The 22,104-nt window shown below is 57.5% G+C and carries 21 protein-coding genes; 9 read left to right on the forward strand and 12 right to left on the reverse strand.

All coding sequences use genetic code 11. The features are described from left to right. Positions 1-3 precede the first annotated feature (3 nt). Entirely contained in the window at positions 4-1,227 is a 1,224-nt protein-coding gene (locus QOT07_RS12230) for an MFS transporter (RefSeq protein WP_283603233.1), read from the reverse strand. Positions 1,228-1,324: 97 nt separating this feature from the next. Here QOT07_RS12230 and QOT07_RS12235 point away from each other — a divergent pair, with 97 nt between their 5' ends. The 5 genes from QOT07_RS12235 (at position 1,325) to QOT07_RS12255 (ending at position 5,540) form a co-directional block, all read left to right on the forward strand. After that, positions 1,325-2,263 carry a LysR family transcriptional regulator gene (locus tag QOT07_RS12235; RefSeq protein ID WP_176979284.1) on the forward strand — a complete coding sequence of 313 codons (939 nt, stop codon included), beginning with the start codon at positions 1,325-1,327 and terminating at the stop codon, positions 2,261-2,263. Positions 2,264-2,526: 263 nt separating this feature from the next. Then, entirely contained in the window at positions 2,527-3,288 is a 762-nt protein-coding gene (locus tag QOT07_RS12240) for a dimethylarginine dimethylaminohydrolase family protein (protein ID WP_129938129.1), read from the forward strand. Between the two features lie 27 nt (positions 3,289-3,315). Further along, entirely contained in the window at positions 3,316-4,089 is a 774-nt protein-coding gene (locus tag QOT07_RS12245) for an ABC transporter substrate-binding protein (protein ID WP_112349794.1), read from the forward strand. Positions 4,090-4,125: 36 nt separating this feature from the next. After that, entirely contained in the window at positions 4,126-4,818 is a 693-nt protein-coding gene (locus QOT07_RS12250; protein ID WP_099061995.1) for an ABC transporter permease, read from the forward strand. Further along, a complete protein-coding gene (locus tag QOT07_RS12255) occupies positions 4,818-5,540 on the forward strand; it encodes an ABC transporter permease (protein ID WP_085116754.1) in 723 nt (240 codons plus the stop codon). Before QOT07_RS12250 ends, QOT07_RS12255 begins: the two co-directional genes overlap by 1 nt. Before the next feature lie 6 nt (positions 5,541-5,546). On the opposite strand, the gene QOT07_RS12260 is transcribed toward QOT07_RS12255, so the two are convergent. Continuing rightward, a complete protein-coding gene (locus QOT07_RS12260) occupies positions 5,547-6,002 on the reverse strand; it encodes an Lrp/AsnC family transcriptional regulator (protein ID WP_261417227.1) in 456 nt (151 codons plus the stop codon). A 14-nt stretch (positions 6,003-6,016) separates the two neighbouring features. On the opposite strand from QOT07_RS12260, the gene QOT07_RS12265 reads away from it, so the two are divergent. Further along, entirely contained in the window at positions 6,017-7,123 is a 1,107-nt protein-coding gene (locus QOT07_RS12265) for a succinylglutamate desuccinylase/aspartoacylase family protein (RefSeq protein ID WP_283603234.1), read from the forward strand. On the opposite strand, the gene QOT07_RS12270 is transcribed toward QOT07_RS12265, so the two are convergent. From QOT07_RS12270 to QOT07_RS12290, 5 genes are read right to left on the reverse strand one after another with little or no spacing between them, the layout of a single operon-like run. Beyond that, a complete protein-coding gene (locus tag QOT07_RS12270; RefSeq protein ID WP_283603235.1) occupies positions 7,124-8,044 on the reverse strand; it encodes a metallophosphoesterase in 921 nt (306 codons plus the stop codon). 17 nt (positions 8,045-8,061) lie between these two features. After that, positions 8,062-8,904, reverse strand: coding sequence for a carbohydrate ABC transporter permease (locus tag QOT07_RS12275; protein ID WP_283603236.1), 843 nt, complete (start codon positions 8,902-8,904; stop codon positions 8,062-8,064). Then, the gene (locus tag QOT07_RS12280) at positions 8,901-9,812 is read right to left on the reverse strand and encodes a carbohydrate ABC transporter permease (RefSeq protein WP_283603237.1); all 912 of its coding nucleotides are present in this window, start codon (positions 9,810-9,812) and stop codon (positions 8,901-8,903) included. Before QOT07_RS12280 ends, QOT07_RS12275 begins: the two co-directional genes overlap by 4 nt. A gap of 11 nt (positions 9,813-9,823) precedes the next feature. Beyond that, entirely contained in the window at positions 9,824-11,110 is a 1,287-nt protein-coding gene (locus tag QOT07_RS12285) for an ABC transporter substrate-binding protein (protein ID WP_207976853.1), read from the reverse strand. A 32-nt stretch (positions 11,111-11,142) separates the two neighbouring features. Continuing rightward, complete coding sequence (locus QOT07_RS12290) at positions 11,143-12,246, reverse strand: ABC transporter ATP-binding protein (protein ID WP_283603238.1); 1,104 nt, start codon at positions 12,244-12,246, stop codon at positions 11,143-11,145. A gap of 226 nt (positions 12,247-12,472) precedes the next feature. Between QOT07_RS12290 and QOT07_RS12295 the strand changes: the two genes are divergently transcribed. Beyond that, positions 12,473-12,673: a hypothetical protein gene (locus QOT07_RS12295; protein ID WP_099062002.1), complete on the forward strand. Its 201-nt coding sequence runs from the start codon at positions 12,473-12,475 to the stop codon at positions 12,671-12,673. A 151-nt stretch (positions 12,674-12,824) separates the two neighbouring features. Beyond that, positions 12,825-13,838: an alcohol dehydrogenase AdhP gene (adhP, locus tag QOT07_RS12300; RefSeq protein WP_099062003.1), complete on the forward strand. Its 1,014-nt coding sequence runs from the start codon at positions 12,825-12,827 to the stop codon at positions 13,836-13,838. Positions 13,839-14,026: 188 nt separating this feature from the next. Here adhP and exaC read toward each other — a convergent pair whose 3' ends face one another. Continuing rightward, entirely contained in the window at positions 14,027-15,547 is a 1,521-nt protein-coding gene (exaC, locus tag QOT07_RS12305) for an acetaldehyde dehydrogenase ExaC (protein ID WP_099062004.1), read from the reverse strand. A 281-nt stretch (positions 15,548-15,828) separates the two neighbouring features. Between exaC and QOT07_RS12310 the strand changes: the two genes are divergently transcribed. Further along, positions 15,829-17,625, forward strand: a complete 1,797-nt coding sequence (locus tag QOT07_RS12310; protein ID WP_283603239.1) for a sigma-54-dependent Fis family transcriptional regulator — start codon at positions 15,829-15,831, stop codon at positions 17,623-17,625. Between the two features lie 46 nt (positions 17,626-17,671). Here the strand turns inward: QOT07_RS12310 and QOT07_RS12315 are convergent, their stop codons facing one another. The 4 genes from QOT07_RS12315 to QOT07_RS12330 all read right to left on the reverse strand — a co-directional run bounded on the left by QOT07_RS12315 (position 17,672) and on the right by QOT07_RS12330 (position 22,031). Next, a complete protein-coding gene (locus tag QOT07_RS12315; protein ID WP_283603240.1) occupies positions 17,672-18,598 on the reverse strand; it encodes an ABC transporter substrate-binding protein in 927 nt (308 codons plus the stop codon). A gap of 150 nt (positions 18,599-18,748) precedes the next feature. Further along, entirely contained in the window at positions 18,749-18,943 is a 195-nt protein-coding gene (locus tag QOT07_RS12320; protein ID WP_099062005.1) for a heavy-metal-associated domain-containing protein, read from the reverse strand. Positions 18,944-19,015: 72 nt separating this feature from the next. Next, positions 19,016-19,501, reverse strand: a complete 486-nt coding sequence (cueR, locus tag QOT07_RS12325; protein WP_430523276.1) for a Cu(I)-responsive transcriptional regulator — start codon at positions 19,499-19,501, stop codon at positions 19,016-19,018. Between the two features lie 7 nt (positions 19,502-19,508). After that, positions 19,509-22,031, reverse strand: a complete 2,523-nt coding sequence (locus tag QOT07_RS12330) for a heavy metal translocating P-type ATPase (RefSeq protein WP_283603241.1) — start codon at positions 22,029-22,031, stop codon at positions 19,509-19,511. Positions 22,032-22,104 lie beyond the last annotated feature (73 nt).

The following is a 22,104-nucleotide window of genomic DNA, read 5'->3' on the forward strand; positions in this document are numbered from 1 at the left end:
GGCTCAGGCTGCGGCGCGGGTACCGGGTTTGGCCAACATTCTCAGTGCCAGTCCGCCCGCAGCCGCCAGGGTAGCCAGTGCCACCATGCCCGGCCAACCGGCACTTTCGAGGATCTTGCTGCCCAGTGCCGCGCCGCTGGCCATACCGACAAACACCAGCGTAAACATGATGGCGTTGAGGCGGCTGCGGGCCGCCGGGTTGATGGCGTAAATAATGGTCTGGTGCGCCACCAGCGTAGCCTGAATACCGAGATCAAAACCTACTGCGCTCAGGGCAATCAACGCCAGTTGCGCCGGTACCGACAGCAACGGCAGCAGAAACATCAGGGCGAATGAAACCACCACCATGGCAGCACCGATTTTTGTGACGTAGTCCGGCCCGTGACGATCGGCCAACATCCCCGCTAACGGCGCAGCCAGGGCACCGGCTGCGCCTGCCAGACCAAAAGCCCCGGCGACGGCGCTGCCCAGTTGATAGTGTTCTGCCAGCATCACCGCCAGTGTCGACCAGAAAGCACTGAACGCCACCGACAGCAAGCCTTGCGCCAGCGCCGCGCGCCGCAGCTCCGGGTAGTCCGCCCACAATTTGCCTAAAGACCGCAGCAATGCCGGGTAGCTCAGCGTGGTATTGGGCTTAAAGCGTGGTAATACCGCCCCGATCGCCAGGGTGATCGCCAGCACACCCAGTGCCGCCAACAGGTAAACGCTGCGCCAGCCGAAATACTCCGCCACTACGCCGCTGAAAACCCGCGACAGCAAAATGCCGGCCAGCAGCCCGGTCATCACCGTACCCACCGTTTTGCCCCGGTTGGCGTCAGACGCCAGCGTGGCGGCCGCCGGGATAATGTCCTGCGCCACGGTAGCGGCCAGACCGATCGCCAGGCTGCTGAGCAACAGCAGCGGGAATGACGAAGAAAACCCGCAAAGCAGCAGGGTGAGTGCCAGCAGCACGCCTTTAATGCGGATGATCTGGCGACGATCGTGGCGATCGCCCAGCGGGGCCAGCAGCAGGATCCCCAGTGCGTAACCGACCTGGGTCAGCGTAGGTACCATGCCGCTGTCACTCACTCCGGCGTGGAATGCATTGCCCATAATGCCGAGCATCGGCTGGCTGTAGTAAATGGACGCCACGCTCAGACCGGCGCCGGTAGCCAGCAGAAAGACAACTTTGGCGGAAAGCGCACTGACAGGCGCGGTGGTGTTAGTGACGGGGGAAATCTGGCTCATGGTGGTTATTCCAGTCAAGGTTAAGTGCGGCTATTTTTGCCAGTATTCGCCACAAACTGTAGCCCCCGCGCGGGTAAAACTGTTATACGTAATAGGTATGAATAAGAACCTATTCCCTAATGGCGACCGCATAGCCATGCTGCAAACCCTGGTGCGTATCGTCGACAGCGGCAGCCTCTCGGCGGCGGCGGCACAAATGCAGACTTCACAGCCCACCGTCAGCCGGCGTTTGCAGGTGCTGGAACAACTGTTGGGCGTTAAATTAATCCAGCGCACCACCCACAGCATGAAGCTGACCGACGATGGCGAACGTTGTTATCAACATGCCCGTAAGCTGATTGAGCAATGGCAAATCATGGAGGATGAACTGCGAGGCGCACGCGATGAGCCGGTCGGTGTCTTGCGGGTAAGGGCGCCGCATGCCTTTGGTCAGGACCAGTTGATTGGGCCACTGGGCGATTATCTGCAACGCTATAGCCAAACCAGCGTGGAGTGGACGCTCAACGATCACTCACCTGATTTCATTCCTGAAGGCGTGGACTGCGCGATCCACGTCGGGGCGGTGACCGATCCTTCCGTGGTCGCCGTGCTGCTGGCGGAGGTACCGCGGATAGTGGTGGCCGCCCCGGAGCTGTTGGCGGCGCATGCGCCACTGGGGCAGATCGGGGATTTGGCGCAGTTGCCCTGGCTGGCGCTAAACAGTTTTTATCGTAATGAGGTCAGCTTGACCCATAATGTCAGCGGTGAAACCTGCCGTTTTGACATCGCACCCCGGTTAAGTACCGACAGTCTCTATGCGATACGCAAAGCGGCGTTGAACGGCGTGGGGGTGGCGATGCTGTCATCCTGGGTGGTCAAACAGGATCTGGAACAGGGGCGGCTGACGCCATTGATGCCGGACTGGCGAGCCGCCTCTTTGCCCATCTATCTGCTTTACCCCTACGCCAGTTATTATCCGGCGCGCTTGCGTAAATTCCTTGAGCTGATGAAAGAAGTGATGCCACGCATCACCGGCGCACATGCCCCTTTGTCGTGAGCGGGCCGGTTTGGCATTGAGCACAGCGGAATAGGTCGTGGCGAGGGTGATAAACAGCGTAAATACCGAGTGCCAGAGGGCGGATTATGCCCCTTTGTCGTGAGCGGGCCGGTTTGGCATTGAGCACAGCGGAATAGGTCGTGGCGAGGGTGATAAACAGCGTAAATACCGAGTGCCAGAGGGCGGATTCAGCCTGATTGGTGATGCTATCTGTTTGATAATCGAAGAACAGTGACCGTCCTTTTCAACCGAGAGAATCGCCCATGCACTTTACTCAAGCCATTGCCAGACTCCCTGCTGATAGCTGCGCCAGCGGACAGACCACCGCCCAACTGGGTGCCCCGGATATCGCGACCACCGGCCGCCAGTTTTTGGCCTATGTGGACACCTTGCTCCGCCTGGGGCTAAAAGTGACAGTGTTACCGGCTGCACCGGCATTTCCTGATGCACATTTTGTTGAAGATACCGCCGTTGTGATGCCGGAATTAGCGGTGATCACCCATCCGGGTGCGCCCAGCCGTCAGGGCGAAGTGGCCACCATTGCACCGCTGTTTGAAGGGGAACGCCCGGTTGTGCGCATGAGCCAACGCGGCCATCTTGACGGGGGGGACGTGCTGCTGGTCGATCGCCAGTTTTTTGTCGGCCTGACATCACGTACCGATGAGGCCGGTATCGGCGAATTTAGCGCGGCGGTAGAGCCTTATGGCTACCGGGTCACTGCCATTGAGGTAAGCGCCGGGCTGCACCTGAAATCTATCGTCAACTATGTAGGTCGCAATACCCTGTTGCTGACGGAAGACTACCAGCACCATCCTGCCTTTAGCGATTTTAACAGCATCGTGATCCCGGAAGCGGAGTCCTACGCCGGTAATACGCTGTGGATCAACGATACGCTGATCACGCCGCAGGGTTATCCGCAAACGCTGGCCCAAATCGAAAAATTAGGTATGCCGATCGTTCAGCTCGACACCAGCGAATTTAAAAAAATGGACGGCGGCCTGACCTGCCTGTCACTGCGTTTCTGACACTTACTTTTACCGGGGATCTCAGTCATGAAAAAAACATTAGCGGTTTTACTGACCAGCCTGGCATTAAGCGGCCCTGTGGCGGCTCAGGCCTTCGACACCATCAGCTTTGGCGTGGACGGTGGTTATCCGCCGTTTGACGTGCTGGCCCCCAGCGGTGAGATCACCGGTTTTGATATCGATATCGCCAATGCGTTGTGTACCCAACTGCATGCCAAATGCGTGTTCGTTAAACAACCTTTCGAAAGCATGATCGCAGCGCTCAACGCCCATAAATTCGATGCCATTATCGCCTCGCTGACCATTACCGATGAACGCAAAAAAGAAGTGGATTTCACCGACCGCTATTACCGCAGTTCGGCCCAGTTGGTGGCGCGCAAGGGCAGCACGTTACTGCCTGACGTCGCCAGCCTGAAAGGCAAAACCGTTGGCGTGCAGACCGGCTCGATCCACGAAGCCTACGCCAAGCAACACTGGGGCGGGAAAGGGGTGAAAATTGTCTCTTACGCCAACCAGGATAACGTCTATCTGGATCTGATGTCCGGACGTATTAATGCCTCCTTGCAGGACAATACCCAGGCCGCCAGCAGCTTTATCGATACGCCACGCGGGCAGAAATTTGCCTTCGCCGGCCCGGTGATTGAAGACAGCAGTATTTCCTCCGACGTGGGTATCGCCGTGGGTAAAGACAACCCGGCGCTGCGCGATGCGCTTAACGGGGCGATCAAGGCGATCCGCGCCGACGGCACCTATGAGGCAATCCAGAAAAAATATTTCAGCTTCGATATTTACGGCGGCTAAACCGGCCCGGATTCAGTCATGTAGGGGAGGCCGGGAATGGTCATAGAGTATTTGCCGTTGCTGGCGCATGGTGCGTTACTGTCGCTGTGCGTGATGCTGGTTTCACTGGCGGTGGCGCTGGTGCTCGGCATGACCAATGCGCTGATCAAACTGTTTGGTCCGCGCTGGTTGCGCTGGGTATCGACTGGCTACACCACGCTGGTACGCGGGATCCCGGAACTGGTGATCATGCTGCTGCTGTTCTTTGGCGGCGAGATGCTGGTTAACGGCTTCCTTGGCCTGCTGGGGTTGGGGCCGTTGCGCTTCAATACCTTTATCTCCGGCGTGCTGGCGATTGGCTTTGTGTTTGGCGCTTACTATACCGAAACCTTCCGCGGTGCGTTTCTTACCGTAGAACGCGGCCAGCTTGAGGCGGCGATGGCCTATGGCATGCGTCCGGGCCAGGTGTTTCGCCGCGTATTGCTGCCGCAAATGCTGAGTTTTGCTATCCCTGGCATCAACAACAATTGGCTGGGGCTGATGAAAGCCTCGGCGCTGGTGTCGATCCTCGGGCTGGAGGACATGGTGTGGCTGGCGGAACAGGCGGGGCGGGCAACGCAAAAACCCTTCTTGTTCTACTTCCTGGTGGCGCTGATTTACATGGTGATTACCGCCGTTTCCAGTTGGGGCTTTAGTCGGCTGGCACGGCGTTATGCGCTGGCTTCCTCACACTCTGCCGGAGCACGCTGATGAACCTGCAAAACATCCTGGAAGCCGCACCGAGTTTTCTGTGGAGCGACGGTTCTGACGTGACCGGACTGGCGATGACCGCCAAACTGTTCTTGCTATCGGTGGTGCCGGGATTACTGTTGGCGGCACTGATGGCAATTGGCCAGGTTTATGGCCCACGCCCGGTGTCATGGGTGATCCGCAGTGTGACCTATTTTTTCCGCAGTACGCCGCTCTATTTGCAGTTGATGCTGATTTACTACGGCCTGTCACAGTTTGACGTGGTGCAACTGGGCTGGCAGAACGATCAGCCTTTCTGGCTGCTGTTTCGTGACGCCACATTCTGCGCCACGCTGGCATTGGTGCTCAATACCAGCGCCTACGTCGCCCAACTGTTGGCCGGCATGATGGAAACCTTCCCGCGTCAGGAGTGGATTGCCGGTGAGGCCTATGGCATGAGCCAGTGGCAGATCATCCGTCGGCTGGTGCTGCCGGCAACGCTGCGGCGTGGCATTCCTGCGCTGAATAACGAGATGGTATTCCTGCTGCATGCCACTTCGTTGGCCAGTACCGTCACGCTGCTGGATATCACCGGCGTGGCCCGCGCCTTTTATGCCGCCACCTATTCACCCTTTATTCCGTTCCTGATGGCGGCGGCACTGTATCTGCTCTGCACCTTCCTGCTGATTTTCCTGTTTTCACGCGCGGAACGGCGCTGGCTGGCGTTTATCCGCCGTGACTGAGCGCCTTCAGGAGCGTTTGATCGACTGTAGCTCGGTCAGGGTGACGATTTTATCCACCCGGAACTTTTTGCTGGTCAGCCAGGTATCGGCCAGCAGCCGGTAGTTTTCCATGTTGCGGCAGCCAATACGCACCAGAAAATCGAAGTTGCCGCTGACCAGCCAGCAGTCCAGCACTTCCGGGGTGTTACGCATTTCCTGCTCGAACGCCGGTTGAGAATGGCCATGGTCGGCCAGCGCGATCTGCGCCTGGATCACAAACGCATGTTCGGGCTCCGGCAGTTCGATAATGGCGCTGTAGCCACGAATAATACCGTCGCGTTCCAGTCCGCGAACTCGTTCCAGGCAAGGACGAGCGGTCAGATTGACCTGCTCGGACAGCTTCTGATAGGAAATGCGGCCATCCCGGCACAGTATTTCAAGGATTTTTTTGTCGATGCGATCAAGCCGGGCTTTCTTTTCCACAGATAGGGCGTCCAATGAAAAGTAAACATCATAAGTTACCTGAACATGCCCTGGGTGGGCAGCGCCAATTCACCAGTTTTCATTTCGGCCAGCCGGGTAAAGGCGAAAAAATTTACCTGCAGGCCGGTCTGCATGCCGACGAACTGCCCGGCATGCTGGTGCTGCATTATCTTAAAAGATTACTTAGCCAGGCGGAACGGCGTGGTGAGCTGCAAAGTGAAATAATTCTTGTCCCGGTAGCCAATCCGCCAGGGCTGGCGCAGGTGGTTCTCAATGGCGGCGTAGGGCGCTTTGATCTGGTCAGCGGTCGCAACTTCAATCGTGACTTTCCTGACCTGGCCCAGTTGTTACAGCAACAGGATTTCAGTAGCACGGAACCTGCACATCAGCAGGTGCGTGCCGCGATGCGCAGCGCTTTACAGATCGCGCCAGACACCAGTGAAGTCACGGCGCTACGCCGACAATTGCTGCTGTTGGCCTGTGATGCGGATGTGGTTCTGGATCTGCACTGTGACGACCGCGCAATTTTGCATATGTACGCCGATCCGGCCTGGTGCGAACAGGCCGAAGTCCTGGCTCGCTTTATGGGCATTGGCGCGGTGCTGCTTTCGCAAGACAGCGGCGGCGGCTCCTTTGATGAAGCCTGCGGCCTGCCTTGGCACCGGCTGGTGGCACAGCATCCTGCGCTTGATGGGATGTCGCCAGGCTGTATGGCGGTCACGCTGGAATTACGTGGGCAGCGGGACATCAGCCATGAGCTGGCCAGCGCCGATGCTGAACGCCTCTATCGATACTTACAGCACCGTGGAGCCGTTGCCGGTGAGCCACTTGGGGTACCGCAGCTAGACGTGGCCCTGTTGCCGTTCGCCGCCGGGGAGATCGTCACTGCCACCGCCAGCGGCATCCTGTTGCTGCTGCGTCAGCCGGGGGAATGGGTAGAGGCCGATGAAGCGGTCGCTGAAATCATCGACCCGATCACCGATACGGTAAAAGCGGTGCGGGCCCGTGCCGGTGGACTGATTTATGCCTGCCGCCAGGCACCTTTTGTCACCCTGGGGGCCGAGGTGATGAAGATTGCCGGTAAAACCCCTTACGCGGGCGGTGGTGGGCTGGCGTCGTAGCTATCGCACCAGCACCCGGCTAATTTCTGGGCCATAGCCGGTAACAGAAAGTGTATCCCCAGCCAGCTCAACCACGGCGAACGGCAGCAGGTCGTCGCCATCGACCATGCCCTTCAGGGTGATAAAGTCGGTATGCTCCACCCGCAGATAGTCGCCCAAATGGTAATGACCGGCAAAGTAGGCGCGTACCTGATAACGGCATAACAGGGCCACCAGGGCATCGCAATTCCACAGGTTATGTTCATTCTCCGGTGCCAGCGGGTAGTGGCCGAACACCACAATGGTTTCGCCTTTGCTTTGTGCATCCGCCAGACTGCACGCCAGCCAGCGTAGTTGTTCATCGCCGACGGCACCGTTCCAGCTTTGCGCCTGCGGTTGATGCTCGGCACGGATGCGGGCCAGCAGATGCTGTGCCTGTGCGTGCTCTTCGCCGTTGGCCGGGTTGCAGTACAGGCTGATGTCGTTACCGTCGATCACGATAAAACGATAGCCGTTCAGGCTGAACTGGTAATAGTGTTTCGGCAACGCCAGCGCCGGCGACTGCGCCGCCAAATGGCGGGAAATCACGTCGGCATCATGGTTGCCAAACACCACCGCATGGGGATGACGTAACTGTCCGTACACCGGCAATAACTCGGCGTAACTGCTCCAGTGATCGTCAACCAAATCCCCGAGCGTGGCGACAAAGGCCAGCGGCAGGTCATTCAGCTCGGTAATGGCCTGGCTCAGTTTACGCAGGCTATTACGGTAGTAGCGGTTGTATTCCAGATTGGGATTGGCGTCGGCATATTGTGGATCGGCGATTAACCCGAAACGAACGGAGCCCGAGGGCGTCGACTGGCCGGAAAACTGGGGCGGCTGATAAAGCGAACTGACCTGGCCCAGGGTCAGAGACTGTGCGGCGGTGAGGTGTGAAGTCATAGATTACCTGCTTAGCGCTAGCGAATACCTGCGCGCATAAAGGATTGAACGAACTGGCGCTGAAACACCAAAAACAACATCAGTAAAGGCAGGGAGGTCATCAGCGTCGCTGCGCCGATCAGCGCCCATTGCACGCCTTGTTCCGGGGCTGAAAATAGCTGTAGCCCGACGGTCAGTGGTCGCACGTTAACCGAGTCGGTAATCACCAGTGGCCAAAGAAAATCATTCCAGTGGAAGCTGATCGAGACCAGGGCAAAAGCGACATACACCGGCTTCGCCAGCGGGATATAGATGCGCCGCAGGATGTAAAACCGGCTGGCCCCTTCGACGATCGCCGCCTCTTCCAGCACTAACGGGATGCTTTTGAAGGTCTGTCGCAGCAGGAAAATGGCGAACGCCGAAGCAAAGTAAGGCAGGGCGATGCCCAGTAGCGTATCGCGCAGGCCCAGCGCACCAATGGTCTGGTAGTTGTTCAGGATCAGCACATCGGGGCTGATCATCAACTGCAACAACACCAGGGCAAACAGGATGCCCGCGCCCTTAAGCCGGAACCGCACCAGGGCATAGGCCGCCATGGTGGCCAGGATTAACTGACAGAACACAATCAGCAGTACCAGCAGGATAGTATTGAGGAAATAACGGCCAAAAGGCGCGGCATGCCAGGCGTTGATAAAGTTCTGGGCAGTCAGGGGAGCAAAAAGTGAAAAACCGCCCTGATCGGCCGCAGGGTGGATCGCCACCCAGGTGGCAACCAGAATAGGGAAAACCCACAACAACGCGGCGCTCCAGGTAAGCAGGCACCAACATAATCGACGTAGCGAAAGGCTGCGCGGCGGTGAGGCGGTGATGGAAAGACTCATTGGTAGTGGGCTCGCTTATCCAGCAGATTGAATTTAATTAACGCGATGCTGGCCAAAATGATCAGCAGTACCACGGTCATCGCCGAGGCATAGGGCAGATCCCAATAGCTGAAAGCCGTGCGGTAGATGTAGAACAGCAGCAGGCTGGTGCTGTTGTCCGGCCCGCCATTGGTCATGGCGATCACCTGATCGACAATGCGGAAAGCATTCATCGAGGCGTTGATCAGAATAAATAACGTGGTCGGCATCAGCAGCGGCCACTGGATGCGGCGGAAGAAATAGCCGCGTGAGGCCCCTTCGATCTCGGCGGCCTCGGCCAGCTTGGGGTCAATCTGCTGTAACGCCGCCAGATAAAAAATCATAAAGAAACCGGCTTCCCGCCATACCGATACCGCCATCAGGCAGTACAGCGCAGACTGCGGATCTCCCAACCAGTTGACCGCCGGCAGTGAAAACAGCGCCAATAGCTGATTCAGCAACCCCACCTGTGGGGTATAGAAGAACAGCCACAGATTGGCGATCGCCACCATCGGCAGCAGTGAAGGAATAAAGAACGCGGCACGAGCAAACGCCGTGCCGCGCAGACGTCGGTTAACCGCCAGCGCCATTAGCAGGGCCAACCCTACAGCCAGAGGAATGGTGATCGCCGCATACAGCAGGTTATTGCGCAGCGCCAGAATGAAAGTCTCGTCATCCAGCAAGGCGCGGTAATTTTCCAGCCCGACGAACTGGGGTGGTCGGTTATTGTGCGCCGCGCTGAACAGGCTTTCCCACACCGTGGCCAAAGCCGGATAGTGGGTAAAGGTGATCAGAAAAACCAACGCCGGCAGGACCAATAAATAGCCATAAAGCTGCAAAGAAAAGCGCTTATGGCGGGCGGCGGGCAAGGCTGAGTACGATGAGGTCATGCCGGCTCCGGTTATTGGTAACGTTGCAACAGGCGGTCGGCCTGTTTTTGCGCGCTTTCCAGCGCCTGCGCAGGGGTTTTGCCTTGCGTCACAGCGGCTTCCACCGCACGGTTGAGCAACTCCTGAATTTGCACGCTGTTATAGGTGGAAAGCTCCGGCTGCGAATATTTCAGCTGTTCACGCGCCACGGTCGCCTGCGGCACTTTTGCGGCATATTCCTTCATGGTTGCGGTTTCCCAGGCGGCCGGTGAAGTCGCCACATAGCCAGTGGCAATGCTCCAGCGGGCGGCCTGTTCCGGCGCCGAGAGCCAACGCATAAAGGTGACGGCGGCTTGTTGCTGAGCCGGGCTGGTGCCGTTAAACAGGTACAGGTTACCGCCACCGGTTGGGCTGCCACGCTGGGTTTTCTCCGGCAGCATGGCGACACCAAACGGGAACTTAGCGTTTTCACGCACCGTGGTCAGGTTGCCGGTGGTGGTGACCATCATCGCGGTTTTGCCGTCGATAAAGTCCTGCGGCGTGGTGCTCCAGGTAATGGCGCCTTTTGGCGAGACCTGATACTTCTGCGCCAAATCGGTCAGCCAGGTTAATGCCTCAACGTTGGCCGGGGTATTGAAAGTTACCGCCGTGCCCTTGCCGTTATCCAGGTGGCTGCCATTGGTGGCGGCAATCCCCTGGAAAGTCCAATAGCCAATCGGGGTGGAAGGGATCTCGATCCCCCATTGTTTAACGGCGTTACCGTCGCGGATCACCAGTTTCTGACCGAAATCGACCACCTGCTGCCAGTTGGCCGGTGGGGTATCGCCATTCAACCCGGCTTGCTGGAACGCCTGTTTGTTCCAGTACAGCACCACGGTAGAGCGCTGGAACGGAATGCCCCACACCTTGCCCTGGATTTTGCGAATAAACGCCGGGTAGAAGCCGTCGATCCAGGCTTTGCCGGCCTGGTCGTTAGCCAGGTCACTGACCGGTAAGATGGCCCCGGCGTCGATCAGCGAATAGGCTTCGATATCGCCAATTACGGCGATTTGTGGTGCATTGCCGCCACGGAAGGCGGTTAATGCCTTGGTCACCGTGGTGGCGTAGTCACCGGTATAGACCGGCTGAATACTGATATCCGGGTGCAGTTTTTCAAAGTCCGCCACCAGGCCTTCAACGGTGTGGCTGATTTTGCCGCCGACGGCGATCGGATAGTACATTTGCAGCTTCACGGCATCCGCCGCCTGGGCAGAAAGAGTAACGCCGGCCAGCAACAGGGCGACAGCGCTTAATCTGGATAAACGGATCGAGACGGACATGGTTTTCCCCTGGAATAAAATGATGTTTTTGATTATTGAACTGCGTATTGATGAGTCACTGGCTGAAAGGCCTGCTCCATGGTGTGGCAACGCTCACCACTGGCGGAGAACAGGTATTGCGCTTGCTCGGCCCATTGCAGGCCAACCAGGCTGCCTTCGCTAAAGCGCTGCATGCCGGGGGTTTTTACCGTGATTTGCCCCTGGACCGCAGGCAGATGGCAAACGGCGAGGGTATCGGCCCCCATATATTCATAACTGAGTACCTGACAGGTGAGCTTGCCGCTGCCCGGTGTGCACAGGCTAATCTCTTCGGCACGGATCCCCAGACTTAGCGCCATGTCCTGGCCACCCAAAACAACCGGCAGTGGGGCGTTACCCATGTGGTGGCCACTGCTTTTGCACGTTAGTGGAATGATGTTCATCGGCGGCGCACCAATGAACTGCGCGGCAAAAATACTGGCCGGGTTGTTATATAAGTTGTCAGGGGTATCGTGCTGCTCAATACGGCCATCGTTCAGCAGAATGATTTTGTCCGCCATGCTCATGGCTTCGGTTTGATCGTGGGTGACATACAGCATGGTCAACCCCAGCTTACGCTGGAGCGCACGGATTTCCCGGCGCATGCTCTGGCGCAGTTTGGCGTCCAGATTGGATAAGGGTTCATCCATCAGACACAGTTTGTTCTGGGCTATCACCGCACGACCCAGCGCGACTCGCTGTTGCTGCCCACCGGAAAGCTGTGCCGGCAGACGATCCAGCAGCGGCTCCAGCTCCATCAGCTTACTGATGTCGGCCAGACGGTCGGCAAAGTGCTGTTTGTCTTCACCGCGGGCCCGCAGGCCAAACAGCAGGTTTTCGCGCACGCTGAGGTGGGGGAACAGCGCATAAGACTGGAAAACCATCGACAGTTTACGTTGCGATGGTGGCAGAGCGGTGACGTCGCGTTGCTGGATCTCAATCGTGCCGCTGTCGGCGGACTCCAGTCCGGCCAGGGTCCGTAGCAGGGTGGACTTGCCGCAGCCGGAGGGGCCCAGCAGGGCCACAAAGTCACCTTCCTGTACCTCAAAACTGATGTCATCCAGTGCGGTTTTGTCGCCCCAGGTTTTCTTGATGTTACTGAGTGATAAATAGCTCATGGCGCTTCTTGAAGTGGCGTGTTCTGCCCACCCTAGCTGGCGCGTATTTATCTGGTATGAATAATTAATGACAGTTGTATGTCGTAGCGGCACCATGTCCTTACGCGAAAGATGGCTTGCCGACCGCCGTCCATGTTAAATTTGACCTTTGCCACTCCGTAGCCCCTGATGATAAAGAGAATTTCAAATGGAAGAACGGCTGCCTGTGCCAAAGAAGTCAGGGTCTATGAGCACAGCCAAACCCCGCCGTCCGCACGGGCGATGGGTCTATTACATCCTGCATGAAGATATTCTGTGGCCTTGCCCGGTCAAGTGGGAATGGGAGAGTAACTTCCACGCCTGGCTGCCTTTTTACTACTCGCCCACCCTGGAATTTGTTGCCGGCAACCCCGCCAAAGCGACAAAGATCATCAAAACCAAGCGTTAATCATTATTCTTGCTTAAGAACCTTATTTATCTCTCTCGCCGGAGTGATATTTAACCCTCTGTTTTTAAACAAGGCATCACTCGCCTTGCCCTCAGGGAAGACAGTAACTACATTAACAACTGTACTTCAATTCACCTGAGGGAAATATCCGATGAAAGCTGCCGTAGTCACCAAAAACCACAGTGTAGATATCCAGGAAAAGCAGCTTCGCCCACTGAAATATGGCGAAGCGGCGCTCAAGATGGAGTGTTGCGGGGTTTGTCATACCGATCTTCACGTCAAAAATGGCGATTTTGGCGAGGTTCCCGGCATCACCCTGGGCCATGAGGGCGTAGGCGTGGTCACCGCTATCGGCGAGGGCGTGACCTCATTAAAAGTGGGCGACCGCACCAGCGTCGCCTGGTTCTATCAGGGTTGTGGCCATTGTGAGTATTGCGTCAACGGTAATGAAACCCTGTGTCGCTCGGTCAAAAATGCCGGTTTCAGCGTTGATGGCGGCATGGCGGAAGAATGCATCGTGGTGGCGGACTATGCGGTGAAGGTGCCTGATGGCCTGGATCCTTTTGCTGCCAGCAGCATCACCTGCGCCGGGGTGACCACCTATAAAGCGGTGAAAATCTCTGATATCAAGCCGGGGCAGTGGATCGCGATTTATGGTCTGGGCGGTTTGGGCAACCTGGCGCTGCAGTACGCCAAGAACGTGTTCAATGCCAAAGTGATCGCCATTGACGTTAATCAGGGCCAGTTGGACTTTGCCAAAGAGATTGGTGCGGATCTGGTGATCAATTCCAAAACGGAAAATGCCGAAGAAATTATTCAGCAGAAAGTCGGCGGCGCTCATGCTGCGGTGGTTACCGCGGTAGCACGCTCGGCCTTTAACTCTGCGGTGAATGCGGTACGCGCCGGGGGCAAGGTGGTGGCCGTGGGTCTGCCGCCGGAAAGTATGGATCTGAGCATTCCGCGTCTGGTGCTGGACGGCATTCAGGTGGTGGGGTCACTGGTCGGCACGCGAGAAGATCTGAAAGAAGCCTTCCAGTTTGCTGCCGAAGGTAAAGTGACGCCGAAAGTCACCAAAAGGCCGTTGGGTGACATCAACGCCATCTTTGAAGAGATGAAGTCAGGCACCATCCGTGGCCGTATGGTTATCGATCTGACCAACTCTTAATCCCGCCAAAAAATAAGGCCACCTATAGGTGGCCTTGAGGCCGTTGGTCAAGAGCTCTGTTGTTCAATGGTAGGGGGCTGCATGCTGCGCCCATTTGCATAATCAATGGGTTACATCGGGTCGAACATGTTCGACCCCTACCGATTTAGCCCTTTCGCGGGTTTGTCAGCAATCTGAAGACCACCAAATCAGAACAGTCCAAGCGGTTTGGCATCGTAGCTGACCAACAGGTTTTTCACCTGCTGGTAATGCGACAGCGCCACCTTGTGGGTTTCACGGCCAACGCCAGAGTTCTTATAACCGCCGAAGGCGGCATGCGCCGGGTAGAGGTGATAACAGTTGGTCCACACGCGTCCGGCCTTGATGGCGCGGCCCATGCGGTAAGCGCGGTTGACGTCGCGGGTCCACAGACCGGCACCCAGTCCGAACTCACTGTCATTAGCCAGTGCCAGCGCTTCCGCTTCGTCTTTGAAGGTGGTCACGCCAATTACCGGCCCGAAGATCTCTTCGCGGAAGAAACGCATGCTGTTATTACCGGTGATCAACGTAGGCTGGAGATAGAAACCGCTCTGCAACGTCTGCTCATGGCTGGCACGCTCGCCACCGGCGATAATTTTCCCGCCTTCGTTTTTAGCGATCTCGATATAAGACAAAATCTTGTCGAACTGCTGCTGGGACGCCTGCGCGCCGATCATGGTGTCGGTATCAAAGGGGTCGCCCTGGCGAATGGTGGTGATCCGCGCCAGAACTTTTTCCATAAATTGCGGGTAGATAGATTCCTGGATCAGGGCGCGTGAAGGGCAGGTACAGACTTCACCCTGGTTGAAGAAGCCGAGGATCAGCCCTTCGACCGCCTTGTCGATAAACTCCGGTTCGGCCTGCATGATGTCTTCAAAGAAGATATTCGGTGATTTGCCGCCCAGCTCGACGGTGCTGGGAATGATATTTTCCGCTGCACAGGCAAGGATATGTCGGCCTACCGGGGTTGAGCCGGTAAAGGCGATTTTATCGATGCGCTTGCTGGTCGCCAGTGCCTCACCGGCTTCTTTCCCAAAGCCCTGAACCACATTGAGTACCCCGGCCGGCAGCAGGTCGCCAATCATTTCCAGCAACACACAGATGCTGAGCGGAGTTTGTTCTGCCGGTTTAAGCACCACGCAGTTACCGGCAGCCAGCGCCGGAGCCAGTTTCCAGGCTGCCATCAGCAGCGGGAAGTTCCAGGGGATAATCTGTCCAACCACGCCCAGCGGCTCGTAAATATGGTAGGCCACGGTATTCTGGTCGATCTCCGCGGCGGTGCCTTCCTGTGCACGCAGGCAACCGGCAAAGTAACGGAAGTGGTCAATCGCCAGTGGGATATCCGCGTTCAGCGTTTCGCGGATCGGCTTACCGTTGTCCCAGCTTTCGGTCAGCGCCAGCAACTCCAGCTTTGATTCCATACGATCGGCGATGGCCAGTAATACGTTGGAGCGCTCCTGCACGCTGGCTTTACCCCAGGTTTCGGCGGCGGCATGGGCGGCATCCAGCGCCAGTTCGATATCTTTCGCGTCGGAGCGCGGGAACTCGGCGACAGTCTGACCGGTCATCGGGGAGGTATCAGTGAAGTAGTTGCCTGAAACGGGTTCGACAAATTTGCCACCAATATAGTTGCCATAACGTGGTTTGAAAGAAATCAGCGAGCCAGGTAAACCGGGATGAACGTATTTCATGTAAACACCTCTCATGGGAACAGACTGTGTAGGGTTGACGACTGACTGCGTAGCGCCATCAGCTTAACCCTAAGCATTGCTTATGCCACATTGTGTCGGTGTCGTTCCTCTAAAATTTAAAGGTGTTTTAAATCAAATAATTAAATGATTAAAAATGCTTTGACCGGCAATAAGTCCGAGGGCTTATTATTGGTTTCTATTATTTTTTGTGTCCCACGTCGCAACGCATGGGACACATTCATGATACAAAAATGCAACACTTTTATTGGCGGGAGTTGGCCATGTTGCATAAAGACCAGACCACCCAGACCGGGTTTGCCTCTGATAGCGATAACCTGTCTCTCCCTGGTCCAATGTCTGAATCCTGGCTACGTAGTCAGGCTTACGGTCTTAACCGGGCCGACGATCGGCTGCCTGTTGTCAGGCCGGGCTTGCTCAATGAAGTGCGTGGGCAAAACGGCTGGGTGGCACAGCTGGCACGGCCACTGATCGAACGTCTGGGCAGCGAAATTAACCGACAGCCTTCTATTGTGGTGGTATCCGATGCCAGCGGCATGGTGCTGGAAACCTGCGGCAATAGCCATTTTTTGCGCAAGGCGTCGCGTATCTCGCTGGCACCGGGCAATTTATGGGGCGAGCAGGAGCGGGGGACCAATGCCATTGGCACGGCGCTGGCGTTGGGCGGCTTGTGTGAAGTGAATGGCGACCAGCATTTTCTCAATCAAAATGCCGGACTTTACTGCGCAGCCGCGCCGATTTACCGGCCTGACGGCCTGATTGCCGGGGTGCTGGATATTTCTACACCGGCGCAGCGCCCTTACGATGACGCACGATCCTTGATTCTGCAGGCGGTCAGGCATATAGAGCACCAGTGGACGATGGGGTGTGTCACCTCTCAGCACTGGACGCTGCGGCTGCACAGCGATGCGCGGGTGCTTGGCAGCGCCCATGAGCTGATACTGGTGTTTCGCGACGAGGTGCTCACCGCCGCCAATCGACTGGCAATGCAAGAATTTAACCTCACCGCCGCCTGCTTTGGCAGCCTGGATTTCGCCACGCTGTTCCCGGAAATGCAGCGACAGACGCTAAACGCACCGCGCCAAACTTTGGCGGTCAATAATCGCCACTATTATTCGCTGTTGCAGATGCCGGAAATGCATTCACCGGCCATCAGATCGCGGGTTCTGCCGTTTGACCAGGACGGTGCCGACAGACAAAAAGCATTACGTATTTTGAATGCCGGGCTGGCGCTGTGCATCAGTGGCGAAACCGGCTGCGGCAAAGAGTATTTCAGCCAACGGTTGTTTGAGGAAAGTCACCGGCGGCAGGGCAATTTCGTGGCGATCAACTGTGCCGCTCTGCCAGAAAACCTGATCGAATCCGAACTTTTTGGCTATGCGCCAGGTGCCTTTACCGGGGCTAACCCGAAGGGCTACCTCGGCAAGATCAGAGAGGCCGACGGGGGCGTGTTGTTCCTGGATGAAATTGGCGATATGCCATTGAGCTTACAGACCCGGCTGCTGCGGGTACTGCAGGAAAAAACGGTCACGCCGCTCGGCAGCCGCATCAGCTATGCCGTCGACTTTTCGCTGATCTGCGCCACCCACCAGGATTTGGCGCAGCAGGTGGCGGCGGGGGCATTCCGTGAAGACCTGATGTACCGCATTCAGGAATTTAACCTGCGTATTTTACCGCTGCGCCAACGGGCGCACGTCGATCGTTTTATCCTTAATTTGTGGCGTGAACTGGGGGCCGAGTCACGGGGTATCCGGCTGGCACCGGACACCGTCGCTGCGTTGGCAGGCTATCCGTGGCCCGGTAATGTTCGGCAGTTGATGAGTACGTTGAAAGTGCTGCTGGCACTGGCGGACGATGGCAATCTGATCCGGCCGGACGATTTGCCGGAACAGTTCAACACCTTGCCGGTGCGCTGTGCCGATGCTCACGCCGCACCGCAGGAGATGCTTGAGGCTATCCGAAGCGCTAACGGCAATATCAGCCAGGCAGCGAAACGGCTCGGCGTTTCACGCAGTACACTTTATCGCAAGATGGAGAAGGGGCGTCGGCGTGATATGTAGAGGATAGCTGCATTTCGGGGCCCCTCCCTGGGCCCTGTTCTGGATGTTACTGGTCACCCAAGCCCAGTGGGTTGATTTCAGAATGTTCGATTTTCTCGTCACTTTCCGCCCAACGATCCAACACCTTCAGGTAGCTGCCATTGGCGATAGCGCTATTGAGCGAAGCCTGCACCGCGTTCACCAGGCCATTGCCCTTTTTCACCGTAACGGCAATGTTGGCGCTGCGCGGCCAGCCGCCCGGTACGATGCCCACCAGCGTGGTTTTACCGTTCAGTTTGGCCTGATAAGCCCCGGCCACGTTCGGCCCAAAGGTCGCATCTGCCCGGCCCGACTGGATGGCCAGCGTGGCGGCCGCCTTGTCGGTTACGTAGATCGGCAGCAGGGCGGGCAACCCTTTGGCCTGATTCTCTTTATCCCAGGCCAGTAACACCGCCTCCTGATTGGTGCCGGAATCGACGATGATCTTCTTGCCGGCAATATCCGGTGCCGATTTTATCGAGGTAATTTTACTGCCGCTCTTCACGTAGAAACCCAAGGTATCCTGGCGGTAGGTGGCGAAATCGAATTTGGTTTTACGCTCCTGAGTGACGGTGATGTTATAAATTGCCGCGTCATATTTACCGGAGGTGACGCCCAGCGGCCAGTCTTCCCACGAGGTCGGTACCAGCTTGAGTTTCAGCCCCAGGCCATCGGCTACCAGCCGGGCAATATCCGATTCGCTGCCAATCACCGTTTTATTGTCACGGGCGTACAGCCCGAATGGCGGGCCACTGCCCAGAATAGACACGGCCACCGTCAGCGTACCCGGCTCGACGAATTTAAACCCGGCCGGGATCTTGGCCGCCGCTTCAGCACTTTTCAGCGTATTAATCGGGGTTTCGTTGGCGATCAGATCAATGCCCGGTGCGGCATGCGCCATGGCTGAAAGGCTAAGGAGTGCCGCCGCTGCGGTGAGTTTTGCGCTATACATCATTATTATTACCTGCATTATTATGTGGTTGAGGCGGTCAACTCACTATCCTTCAAGCCGCTGATTCTGTGAACGAACAAAAATGGCTAACTAATTGCGGGATAAAAAAATGCCGACCGCCGGAGTTTGTCGGGCGGTCGGCCAGGGGCAGGGTTATTGCTTGTCCGGATATCCGGCGGAGCTTAGTGCAGTGAGGAATGGGGTTTCGTCCAGGGTGCTGTCGACCATAACTTCACGCGCGGCCAGATCGGTTTCGATCACCGCCTGTGGGTCGACGCTCAGTAGTGCTTTGGTGACGGAGCTGGCGCAGCCGCCGCAGGTCATATTGGGAATGTAGAAACGTAGCATGGTGAACTCCTTATGAATGACTGTGTTCGGCCAGGATGCGGCCTGCCAACGTAGTAAGGTCAAGCGGTTGTTTCACGAGTGACCGCGTTGGCGCGCCGAGGCGGGCATGTCGATACCAAACCGGGGTGTCCTGCGGGGTACCGGTGCAACAGGTTCCACCGTCGCCGCCTTTTCTGCCAATCCCTCAATAATCGGGCAATCCGGTCGGTCATTGCCGTGGCAATGTTCGGCCAGGTATTCGATGGTTTGTGCCATGGCCTGCAGCTCGGCTATCTTCGCCTTTAGCCCGGCGACATGGGACAGCGCCATAGCCTTAACGTCGGCACTGGAACGGTCACAGGTGCGCCACAGGATCAGCAGCTCCGAGATTTGGTCGACGGGAAAGCCAAGGTCACGGGCACGCCGGATAAAGCGCAGGCTATGGGCATCGGCCGTGCTGTAATGGCGATAACCGGCATCAGAACGCATCGCTTTCGGGATTAAGCCAATTTGTTCGTAGTAACGAATCATCTTCGCCGAGACGCCGGAGAATTTTGCCGCTTGTCCGATATTCATCATTCACCCTTTAATCTTGTTTGGTTTCGACCGTCATCGGTGCCTGGAAGCGTTTGAGCCGCAGCGCATTACCGAGAACGAAGACGCTGGAGAGCGCCATCGCCGCCGCGGCGAAGATCGGTGAAAGCAATGTGCCGTTCAGTGGGTAGAGCGCACCGGCCGCCACCGGGATCAGCACTGCGTTATAGGCGAAGGCCCAGAACAGGTTCTGCTTGATGTTGCGGATCGTCGCCTGGCTGAGTGCAATAGCATTCGGCACGCCGCGCAGGTCGCCCGACATCAGCACCACGTCAGCCGCCTCAATCGCCACATCGGTTCCGGTGCCGATAGCGAGCCCAACGTCTGCTTCAGCCAGTGCCGGCGCGTCGTTAATGCCGTCGCCCACGAAGGCCACCCGTGCTCCATTGAGGCGGAATTTCTTCAGTGCCTCGACCTTGCCGTCAGGCAGGACTTCGGCGGCGACTTCATCAATACCGAGCTGTTTGGCAATGGCAGCGGCCGTTGCCGCATTGTCACCGGTGATCATCGCGACCTTGAGGCCCAATGCATGCAGCGCCTTGATCGCCTCCGGGGTGCTGTCCTTGATCGGGTCAGCGACCGCGATCACCGCCGCCAGCCGACCGTCGATGGCGGCATAAAGTGGGCTCTTGCCTTGTTCACCGAGGCGTTGGGCCGTCTGCTGGAACTGGCTCACATCAAGGCCGAGCTGAGTCATAAAGCGGTCTGCACCGACGGCGACAGTTCGCCCCGCGACGCTGGCCGTAACGCCGAAGCCCGGTGTGGCGTCAAAGCTTTCAATGGCCGCGAGCGTCATGTTCCGTTGCCTGGCTGCCGCGACAATCGCTTCGGCGATCGGATGCTCGGAGCGGGTTTCAACCGCTGCCACCAGCGCCAGAACCTCATCGTGTTCAAAGCCTTCTGCGGGCACCAGATCGGTCAGTTCAGGACGTCCTTTGGTCAGCGTGCCCGTCTTGTCGAGCGCAATAACACTCACATCACGCAGTGCCTGCAAGGCTTCACCTTTACGGAACAGCACCCCGAGTTCGGCAGCGCGGCCGGTACCGACCATGATCGAGGTCGGCGTGGCCAATCCCATGGCACAAGGGCAGGCGATAATCAGCACCGCAACTGCGTTAACCAGTGCGAAGGTCAGTGCCGGATCCGGCCCGAAGATCAACCAGATCAGGAAGGTCAGCGCCGCAGCCGCCATCACCGCCGGCACGAACCACAGGGTGACCTTGTCGACCAGCGCCTGGATCGGCAGTTTGGAACCCTGAGCTTCCTCGACCAAACGAATGATCTGAGCGAGCACCGTATTCGCACCAATTTTGGTAACGCGGAAACTGAAAGCTCCGGTTTTGTTGATGGTGCCACCGACCACATCGGCACCGACGTTTTTCTGCACCGGTACCGGCTCGCCGGTGATCATGCTCTCGTCAACGTAAGAGGTTCCTTCGACGACTTCGCCATCAACCGGCACTTTTTCACCTGGACGAACCAGCACGATGTCACCGGTGGTCACCTGATCAAGAGGGATTTCCAGTGTTTCACCATTGCGCTCGACGCGCGCAGTCTTGGCCTGCAGACCGACCAGCCGCTTGATCGCCTGCGAAGTTCGTCCTTTGGCACGGGCTTCCAGCGTCCGTCCCAGCAAGATCAAGCTGACGATAACGGCGGCAGCTTCGAAATAGACGTTGGCGGTGCCCTGCGGCAGCACTTCGGGGACGAAGGTCGCCACAACCGAGTAGCCGTAAGCCGCCGCCGTGCCGACCGATACCAGCGAGTTCATGTCGGGAGCGCCGCGCAGCAACGCCGGGATCCCCTTGCGGAAGAAGCGCAAACCCGGCCCGAACAGCACCAGGGTGGCGAGAACAAACTGCAGATACCAACTGGTCTGCTGCCCCAGCACCTGCATTACCCAATGGTGCATCGCGGGCACCAGGTGCGAGCCCATCTCGAGAATGAACACCGGCAAGGTGAGGGTGGCGGCAATCAGTAATGAGCGTCGCAGTCCCCGCGCCTCATGCTCACGACGCTCGGTATCCTGATCGTCTGCACCGGCCGTGGCGGCGGATAAACGCCGTGTTTTATAACCGGCCTTTTCAACGGCGGCCTCAAGGTCGGTGATGGCGACGACCCCGGCAAGGTGACGTACCCGCGCACGTTCGGTAGCCAGATTGACGCTGGCCTCGAGCACGCCGGGGAGCTGTGTCAGGGCTTTTTCTACCCGGCCGACACAAGATGCACAGGTCATCTCCTCGATCGCCAACTCGGTGGTCTCTTCACGCACGGCGTAACCGGCGCTCTCGATGGCACGGACCGCCGCCTGGGGATCGGCCGCGCCAGTGAAAGTGAGATCGGCGCGTTCGGTCGCAAGATTGACCGAGGCGGTCTGCACGCCCGGCACGGCTTTCAGCGCGCGTTCGACACGACCGACGCACGAGGCGCAGGTCATGCCGTCGACCGGTAAACTCAGTCGAGTGACTGAGGACAGCGTCGGATTGGTATCGGGTTTGAGGGTAACGGAAGTCATTGAACTGCCCCTTTATGGTGTCTGTTGCTGAAGAGCTTAAAGCTTCCCACCGCTGGAAGGTCAACAACTGTCG

The sequence above is a fragment of the Serratia proteamaculans genome (genome assembly GCF_949794035.1).
Classification (GTDB): domain Bacteria; phylum Pseudomonadota; class Gammaproteobacteria; order Enterobacterales; family Enterobacteriaceae; genus Serratia; species Serratia proteamaculans.

Excerpts from the sequence above, each read along its gene's own strand:
- QOT07_RS12275 (WP_283603236.1), bottom strand. The coding sequence starts at position 8,904 with ATGAGTCTTTCCATCACCGCCTCACCGCCGCGCAGCCTTTCGCTACGT.
- QOT07_RS12295 (WP_099062002.1), top strand. The coding sequence starts at position 12,473 with ATGAGCACAGCCAAACCCCGCCGTCCGCACGGGCGATGGGTCTATTAC.
- QOT07_RS12270 (WP_283603235.1), bottom strand. The coding sequence starts at position 8,044 with ATGACTTCACACCTCACCGCCGCACAGTCTCTGACCCTGGGCCAGGTC.
- QOT07_RS12250 (WP_099061995.1), top strand. The coding sequence starts at position 4,126 with ATGGTCATAGAGTATTTGCCGTTGCTGGCGCATGGTGCGTTACTGTCG.
- QOT07_RS12230 (WP_283603233.1), bottom strand. The coding sequence starts at position 1,227 with ATGAGCCAGATTTCCCCCGTCACTAACACCACCGCGCCTGTCAGTGCG.
- QOT07_RS12330 (WP_283603241.1), bottom strand. The coding sequence starts at position 22,031 with ATGACTTCCGTTACCCTCAAACCCGATACCAATCCGACGCTGTCCTCA.
- QOT07_RS12245 (WP_112349794.1), top strand. The coding sequence starts at position 3,316 with ATGAAAAAAACATTAGCGGTTTTACTGACCAGCCTGGCATTAAGCGGC.
- QOT07_RS12285 (WP_207976853.1), bottom strand. The coding sequence starts at position 11,110 with ATGTCCGTCTCGATCCGTTTATCCAGATTAAGCGCTGTCGCCCTGTTG.
- cueR (WP_430523276.1), bottom strand. The coding sequence starts at position 19,501 with ATGATGAATATCGGACAAGCGGCAAAATTCTCCGGCGTCTCGGCGAAG.
- QOT07_RS12240 (WP_129938129.1), top strand. The coding sequence starts at position 2,527 with ATGCACTTTACTCAAGCCATTGCCAGACTCCCTGCTGATAGCTGCGCC.
- adhP (WP_099062003.1), top strand. The coding sequence starts at position 12,825 with ATGAAAGCTGCCGTAGTCACCAAAAACCACAGTGTAGATATCCAGGAA.
- QOT07_RS12235 (WP_176979284.1), top strand. The coding sequence starts at position 1,325 with ATGAATAAGAACCTATTCCCTAATGGCGACCGCATAGCCATGCTGCAA.
- exaC (WP_099062004.1), bottom strand. The coding sequence starts at position 15,547 with ATGAAATACGTTCATCCCGGTTTACCTGGCTCGCTGATTTCTTTCAAA.
- QOT07_RS12280 (WP_283603237.1), bottom strand. The coding sequence starts at position 9,812 with ATGACCTCATCGTACTCAGCCTTGCCCGCCGCCCGCCATAAGCGCTTT.
- QOT07_RS12265 (WP_283603234.1), top strand. The coding sequence starts at position 6,017 with ATGAAAAGTAAACATCATAAGTTACCTGAACATGCCCTGGGTGGGCAG.
- QOT07_RS12290 (WP_283603238.1), bottom strand. The coding sequence starts at position 12,246 with ATGAGCTATTTATCACTCAGTAACATCAAGAAAACCTGGGGCGACAAA.
- QOT07_RS12255 (WP_085116754.1), top strand. The coding sequence starts at position 4,818 with ATGAACCTGCAAAACATCCTGGAAGCCGCACCGAGTTTTCTGTGGAGC.
- QOT07_RS12310 (WP_283603239.1), top strand. The coding sequence starts at position 15,829 with ATGTTGCATAAAGACCAGACCACCCAGACCGGGTTTGCCTCTGATAGC.
- QOT07_RS12315 (WP_283603240.1), bottom strand. The coding sequence starts at position 18,598 with ATGATGTATAGCGCAAAACTCACCGCAGCGGCGGCACTCCTTAGCCTT.
- QOT07_RS12320 (WP_099062005.1), bottom strand. The coding sequence starts at position 18,943 with ATGCTACGTTTCTACATTCCCAATATGACCTGCGGCGGCTGCGCCAGC.